A 6,291-nucleotide genomic window follows, 5' to 3' on the forward strand; every position below is an offset into this window, starting at 1 on the left:
ATTGATTTTCGGCTGCTCACCACAAAGAAGGAAAAACCACGCTTTTTCCTTCTTTGTCAGCAATCTGAGGCCCCGTCAATACGGGGCCTGGGAACTGGAGGGTATGAATCGACTACGTTAGCTGTTTAACGCCGGGCGTTCGCTGATGGCGATACGTTGTGGGGCGATGGCTTCTGGCTCATTACGGGTCAGGTCGATATGCAGCAACCCGTTGGTGAACGTTGCGCCCGTCACTTCCATATGCTCAGCAAGGGTAAAGCTCAGGGTAAACGGTTGAGTGACCAGGCCCTGATGCAGCCATTTCGTTTCGGTTTCCGGCTTCACCGGCGTGCCTTTCACGCTCAAGCGTGTCCCTTCAAGCTGCACGTCCAAATCTTCCTGACGGAAACCTGCAAGTGCCAGCGTGATACGGTAGTGGTTATCGTCGCTCTTTTCGATGTTGTAGGGCGGGAACCCTTGGGTTTCACCGGTATTGAGCATCGCGTTAGCCAGTTTGTCGAAGCCAATCCACTGACGCAGCATCGGGGTTAAATCGTAGTTACGCATGGTATTTCTCCTTCTAAGAAGCGAGTTTGGCCCTGCGAGTTTTCACTCACAACGGCTCCCTGTCGGCAAGCCAGGGCGGTTGATATCAGGCGACGCAAACCGCCTGCACAGAATTAGTTAATTTCGATACGACGCGGTTTGTTCGCTTCCGGAATGAAGCGTTCCAGGTCGATGTAGAGCAGCCCGTTCACCAGGTTTGCGCCTTTAATCTGAATATTTTCGGCTAACTGGAATTTACGCTCGAAGTTACGTTCGGCGATGCCCTGATAGAGGTAAGTGCGCTCTTTCTGCTCGGTCGGATGGGACCCTTTAACCACCAGCAGATTGTCCTGGGCTGTGATTTCCAGTTCGCTCTCGGCAAACCCTGCTACAGCGATAGCGATGCGGTAGTTATTTTCGTCCACCAACTCAACGTTATACGGAGGGTAGCCGCCGTTGCTTTGGCTCTGGTTATTTTCCAGCAGGTTGAACAGACGGTCAAAACCAATGGCAGAACGGTACAGCGGGGAAAGATCGCAGTTACGCATACTGAAAAGCTCCTGAAATCAGCGAGAATTTACTGACCTTCCACAATGGACAGGTCGTTATCACCCCGAACACCCATCAGGCATGTTCGTTATCGGGCCACACTCTTTAAGTGGGTTCAGTGGAACGTTTATCAAGGGCAGGAGTCTTACTTTTTTTGCACTTTTCAGCACAGGGCATAGACTGGAGTACGACACAGGATGTGAAAGTGCGACAAGCGCCACAGAGCGCTGTTTCCGGACTATTCATTTTTTCAGCGGGCCGTTATAACCCGACAAGAGAGGCACTCCGCGTGCCGACAATGATGATAACGCATGATGAAAAATACGCTTTTGATACCTGTTTTTTGTTCAGGGATGATGTTGCTGGTGGGGTGCTCCAGCGTGATGTCGCATACCGGCGGCAAAGAGGGGACTTATCCTGGCACCCGCGCCAGCGCTGAGATGATAGGCGATGACGACACCAACTGGGGCACCAAAACGCTGGTCGCTCTCGATATGCCGTTCACCGCCGTGGCGGACACGTTACTGCTGCCGTGGGATTTATTCCGCAAAGATAACTCGGTGAGATCTCGCGTCGAAAAAAGCGAGAAAGACAATCAGGCCATGAACGCCGTGATCCCACCGGCCGCCATGCCTTCTCACTAATTTATCCAGCAGACGCTGTAACCCATAGCTGACGATAGCCATGGGTTTCCTGCATCCAGGCAATCCATCGCCCATCCGGAGAAAACACGACCGCATCCGCTGAAGGCGGGTTTTCATGATCGGCGGTCAAAAAGCGAATTTCTCCGCTTTGGGTATCACAGACCGCTATGCGGTTTTCCAGCACAAATCCCAGCTTTTCGCCTGAAGGATGCCAGTTAAACGCCGACTGAATGCCGCTGCATGTCGTCAACTGCCGTAGTCCGCTTCCGTCCTGTGAAATCAGCCAGAGCTGCACCACACCTTCTTCATCCCGCATCAGAAACGCAATGCTGTCGCCCTGTGGATTGCAACGTACCCAATGTCGCGGCACGTTCACCAGCCCTGGAAAGGCGTTATCATGGGTGAATGTCAGACGACGTTGAACCACGCCCGCTGGCGGCGCTGGCATAGTGCTTTCTGTTCCGCACAATGGCGCTTCCCTAGCCCGTTTCCAGCCTGTTTCATCTTCTGGCAGGGCGACAATAAACAACTCAGGCACTTTCTCGCCGCTTTTCGACAGGGTATCGCCGATAAAAGCCAGATGCGTATTGCCGACCCAACCTTCTTCATAGGCACGAGAGATCTCATCACTCCCCGGCTGTGGCGAAGCGGTTGTCTGGCTGACTAACACACTCCAGTGACTGCCTGCATATTCACGTGGATGTTTCCCCGCAGGCGTCACCGGGCCATACGGCACCGCTACGCCCACATTACGTAAATCCAGTGTGGGGTCGTATTCATGCAGCACATGGTCGTTGTACGTGAAGCTGACCGCTTTGCCATTCGGGCTATAGACGTGAACGTGGCTGCCACCACGCAATGCGCCTGATGTGAATGGCGGTGTGATATCCATGGCATCCAGATTGCGGATTTCCCCGGCGCAGGTCACGACGCCACGGCGATGATGGAAATCATAGTGCCAGATTGAGTCGGGGTGTTCCGGCCCATGAATAAATACGTAGCGTTCTTCATCAGGATGCACCGTGACAACGCCCACGTGAGCGCCATCGGTTGCACGATAAATCACTTCAGTTTCGCCAGTTTGAACATTCACACGCTCGATAGTTTCCCCGGTAAACGAGGCACCGGAAGGGCGAACGTCAAACACCAGCCATTGGCTGTCGGGAGTCCAGGTTCGGGTGTTAGTGAGCTGATGATGGCGGGAGGCAAAAGTGATTTGTTTCATGGAATGTCCTGAACCAGTGATATGATTTCAGGATACAGGATAGTAAAAGCCAAACCCATCAGACAACCAACGAGGATGGAATGGAGACATACGATTTGGCAATTGTGGGGTTAGGCCCGGCCGGTGCGGCGCTAGCTCGTCAATTAGCGGGAAAAATGCGCATTATCGCGTTTGATAAAAAACAGCAAACCGGTACAGAAGGCTTTACCAAACCCTGTGGTGGATTACTGGCACCCGATGCACAGCGTGCATTTATTCGCGCTGATATTCCGCTGCCTGTTCAGGTCATTGCTAATCCGCAAATTTTCAGCGTCCGAACAATGGATCTCCAGTCCGGACTCACGCGAATTTATCAACGCTGTTACGTCAATCTTGATCGCCACGCCTTCGATTTATGGATGAAATCCCTGATCCCGGATAATGTCAGCGTTTATCATGATTCCCTGTGCAAAAAAATCTGGTTTGATGGCGATTTGTGGCATCTTGTTTTTGTGTCTGACGGTAGGGAACAAGAAATCACCTCACGCTATCTGGTCGGCGCGGATGGGGCAAACTCACTGGTTCGCCGCCATTTATATCCCGATCACCACATCCGTAAATACGTTTCTATTCAGGAATGGTTTGTCGATAAGCACCCTGTACCTTTTTACTCCTGCCTTTTTGATAACACGGTAACTGACTGTTACTCATGGAGCATCAGCAAAGACGGCTACTTTATTTTTGGCGGCGCCTTTCCGATGAAAACCAGCAATGAGAATTATGAAGCTCTCAAGCAAAAAATGGCTGACCAGGGTTTCCAGTTCGGTGAAGCAGTGAAAAAAGAAAAATGCACGGTGTTATACCCATCACGTTGGGGGGATTTCGTGTGTGGGAAAGATAATGCGTTTTTGATTGGCGAAGCGGCGGGCTTTATTAGCCCCAGCTCTCTGGAAGGTATTAGCTATGCACTCGACAGTGCTGAAATAGTAAGCCGCGTACTCGCGAAGGGCCAGGGTTCCCTGAATCGGCAATACCGACAAGCAACCCTTAAGCTGCGCCTGAAATTACTGAGTAAGATCGTCAAAAGCCGCTTGCTGACCACGCCCGTCTTGAGGGGGTTGTTGATGAAAAGCGGTATTCAGCATATCCCGCTGAACCGTTAAATCAGCCGCCCGGAACAGGCGGCTGGCACATTTTAATCCACATTCAGCACAAATTTCGCGATCGCGTAAGCAACACCGTCTTCCAGGTTAGATTTGGTGACGAAGTTGGCGACTTCTTTCACCGACGGGATCGCGTTGTCCATCGCGACGCCCATCCCCGCGAATTCGATCATCGCGATGTCGTTTTCCTGGTCGCCAAGGGTCATGATCTCTTCCGGTTTGATACCGAGCGTGTCCGCCAGAGATTTCACACCTGTCCCTTTATTCACGCGTTTATCGAGGATTTCGAGGAAGTACGGCGCACTTTTCAGCACCGTGTACTTCTCTTTCACTTCCGCCGGAATACGGGCAATCGCCTGATCCAGAATCGCTGGTTCGTCAATCATCATCACTTTCAGCAGTTGGCTATCATGCGCCATGTTTTCTGCTTCACAGAACACCAGCGGGATGGTGGCGACGTAAGATTCATGCACAGTGTAGTAGCTGATATCACGATTAGCGGTGTAAAGCGTGTTGCGATCCAGTGCGTGGAAATGCGAACCCACTTCACGGGAAAGTTGTTCCAGATAGCGATAGTCATCATAACTCAGCGCCGTTTGCGCCACCGTGCTGCCATCGCTGGCCTTCTGTACCAGCGCACCGTTATAGGTGATGCAGTAGTCGCCTTCCTGCTCCATATGCAGCTCTTTCAGATAGCTGTGAACACCAGCATAGGGGCGACCAGTGGTCAGGACAACTTTCACGCCGCGTTCACGCGCCGCAGCAATCGCCTGTTTAACCGCAGAAGAGATGGTGTGGTCAGGCAGTAGCAATGTTCCGTCCATGTCGATTGCAATGAGTTTGATAGCCATAAGGTCCCCGGGATAAGTGAGTTCTTACTCATGCTAACGCGATTTAGCTCAAAAAACAGCAAAAGAGTCAGGGGAAAAGGGGGATGGAATCGGGTTGGGTTTTCCTCTTTTGGATAAAGAAAAGCCCGGTGGCGCTAGTGCTGACCGGGCTCTGGCAGGTTTCCCCCATCCCTTAAGGGAGAGCAGCTGTGTTTAAAGTCAACCGGTGGCAGCTAACCTGCCACCCATTTTGCATTATCTCTCAGCATTGCGTTCAGGATTGTCACCAGTTTCCTCACACATGCCGTCATCGCGACTTTAAACGCTTTCCCTTTCGCTCTCAGTCTCTCAAAGAACGCCTTTATCACCGGGTTGTGACGCACCGCTGACAGCGTCGCCATATACAGCGCTGCCCTCACTGCACTTCGACCGCCCCAGATACATCGCTTTCCTTTCATCTTTCCGCTGTCATGCGCGTACGGACACACGCCCACCAGTGCACTGATTTTTCGACGGCTCAGTTGCCCCAGCTCCGGCAGCATCGACAACAGTACCGCCATCGTTGTCTTCCCTATTCCCTTGACCTCTTCCAGTAACTTCACTTTCTCCCGCCACAGCGGCATGACCCGTATCTGCCTGTCTATGTCGTCATCCGTGCCTTTTATCTCTCCGTTGAGCCAGTCTATGTGCCGCCTGATGCCCATCCGGATAAGCTCATCATCGCAGGTACCATAGCGGTTTTGCTCCATTGTCCGGTTATCCACTAACTGGCGGCGACGTGCCACCATCATGGCCAGGCGCTGAGTCTGCTCATCCGGTGCTGGCCGGATATCCGGCTCCATCCGGCGGCCGAACTCGCAGATGACTCGCGCATCATTCGGGTCTGTTTTGTACAGCGTCCCGAGGGCCCGGGCGAAGTTTTTAACCTGTCTGGGGTTCACAACAGCAACCGGGACACCCGCGAGTTCAAGGGTGACAGCCAGCAGGTTGTGGTAGCGACTGGTGGCTTCCATCACGACAAGTTTGATGTTCAGCGGCGTCAGTTGCGCAAGAAGTTGCTGATGTCCGGCAGGCGTGTTTTCCAGATGCAGGAACTGGCCTGACGGGCTGATAAATACGTCAAAAGTCTCTTTGGCGATATCGACGCCGACGAAAGAATATTCGGTCATTTTCATGTCTCCCGGCCTTGTAAGATACGGGCTGGCATCGGCCGCCCTGGCAGCTGTTCGGGTTTACAGGAAAGCTGATGTCACGCCAGAAGCTCTCCCGCGGGCTTACAGGCCCAGAGGGTGGACAGGCTGTGACATCAGGTCAAACACAGTGACAGTGTACCCGCCTGATGACGGGTAACTGAAGTGACTTTAAACATACAAGGG

General features: G+C 52.6%; 7 protein-coding genes and 1 other annotated feature. Of the genes, 2 read left to right on the top strand and 5 right to left on the bottom strand.

The features are described from left to right. Window positions 1–117: 117 nt before the first annotated feature. On the bottom strand, window positions 118–546 hold the full coding sequence (ibpB, locus tag ACLW56_RS23140; protein ID WP_330986009.1) for a small heat shock chaperone IbpB: 429 nt from the start codon (window positions 544–546) through the stop codon (window positions 118–120). A 113-nt stretch (window positions 547–659) separates the two neighbouring features. Beyond that, window positions 660–1,073 (bottom strand): small heat shock chaperone IbpA, encoded by a 414-nt coding sequence (gene ibpA, locus ACLW56_RS23145; RefSeq protein ID WP_330986010.1) that lies wholly within the window; start codon window positions 1,071–1,073, stop codon window positions 660–662. Beyond that, window positions 1,067–1,141: a sequence feature (ROSE (Repression Of Heat Shock gene Expression) occurs in the 5'-region of heat shock genes and acts as an RNA thermometer to modulate expression.), on the bottom strand. (Overlaps the previous gene by 7 nt.) A 244-nt stretch (window positions 1,142–1,385) precedes the next feature. On the opposite strand from ibpA, the gene ACLW56_RS23150 reads away from it, so the two are divergent. After that, window positions 1,386–1,718 carry a YceK/YidQ family lipoprotein gene (locus ACLW56_RS23150; protein ID WP_330986011.1) on the top strand — a complete coding sequence of 111 codons (333 nt, stop codon included), beginning with the start codon at window positions 1,386–1,388 and terminating at the stop codon, window positions 1,716–1,718. Between the two features lies 1 nt (window position 1,719). Here the strand turns inward: ACLW56_RS23150 and ACLW56_RS23155 are convergent, their stop codons facing one another. Beyond that, on the bottom strand, window positions 1,720–2,943 hold the full coding sequence (locus ACLW56_RS23155; protein WP_330986012.1) for a DUF3748 domain-containing protein: 1,224 nt from the start codon (window positions 2,941–2,943) through the stop codon (window positions 1,720–1,722). Window positions 2,944–3,023: 80 nt separating this feature from the next. Between ACLW56_RS23155 and ACLW56_RS23160 the strand changes: the two genes are divergently transcribed. Further along, window positions 3,024–4,085 (top strand): FAD-binding protein, encoded by a 1,062-nt coding sequence (locus ACLW56_RS23160; protein ID WP_330986013.1) that lies wholly within the window; start codon window positions 3,024–3,026, stop codon window positions 4,083–4,085. Between the two features lie 32 nt (window positions 4,086–4,117). On the opposite strand, the gene yidA is transcribed toward ACLW56_RS23160, so the two are convergent. Next, complete coding sequence (yidA, locus tag ACLW56_RS23165) at window positions 4,118–4,936, bottom strand: sugar-phosphatase (RefSeq protein ID WP_330986014.1); 819 nt, start codon at window positions 4,934–4,936, stop codon at window positions 4,118–4,120. A 212-nt stretch (window positions 4,937–5,148) separates the two neighbouring features. After that, a complete protein-coding gene (locus ACLW56_RS23170; RefSeq protein WP_330984163.1) occupies window positions 5,149–6,084 on the bottom strand; it encodes an IS110 family transposase in 936 nt (311 codons plus the stop codon). Window positions 6,085–6,291 lie beyond the last annotated feature (207 nt).

It is taken from the genome of Pantoea sp. sgz302252 (genome assembly GCF_047713085.1).
Classification (GTDB): Bacteria; Pseudomonadota; Gammaproteobacteria; order Enterobacterales; family Enterobacteriaceae; genus Scandinavium.

Coding starts and splice junctions, on each gene's coding strand:
- ibpB (WP_330986009.1), bottom strand. CDS start 546: ATGCGTAACTACGATTTAACCCCGATGCTGCGTCAGTGGATTGGCTTC.
- ibpA (WP_330986010.1), bottom strand. CDS start 1,073: ATGCGTAACTGCGATCTTTCCCCGCTGTACCGTTCTGCCATTGGTTTT.
- ACLW56_RS23150 (WP_330986011.1), top strand. CDS start 1,386: ATGATGAAAAATACGCTTTTGATACCTGTTTTTTGTTCAGGGATGATG.
- ACLW56_RS23155 (WP_330986012.1), bottom strand. CDS start 2,943: ATGAAACAAATCACTTTTGCCTCCCGCCATCATCAGCTCACTAACACC.
- ACLW56_RS23160 (WP_330986013.1), top strand. CDS start 3,024: ATGGAGACATACGATTTGGCAATTGTGGGGTTAGGCCCGGCCGGTGCG.
- yidA (WP_330986014.1), bottom strand. CDS start 4,936: ATGGCTATCAAACTCATTGCAATCGACATGGACGGAACATTGCTACTG.
- ACLW56_RS23170 (WP_330984163.1), bottom strand. CDS start 6,084: ATGACCGAATATTCTTTCGTCGGCGTCGATATCGCCAAAGAGACTTTT.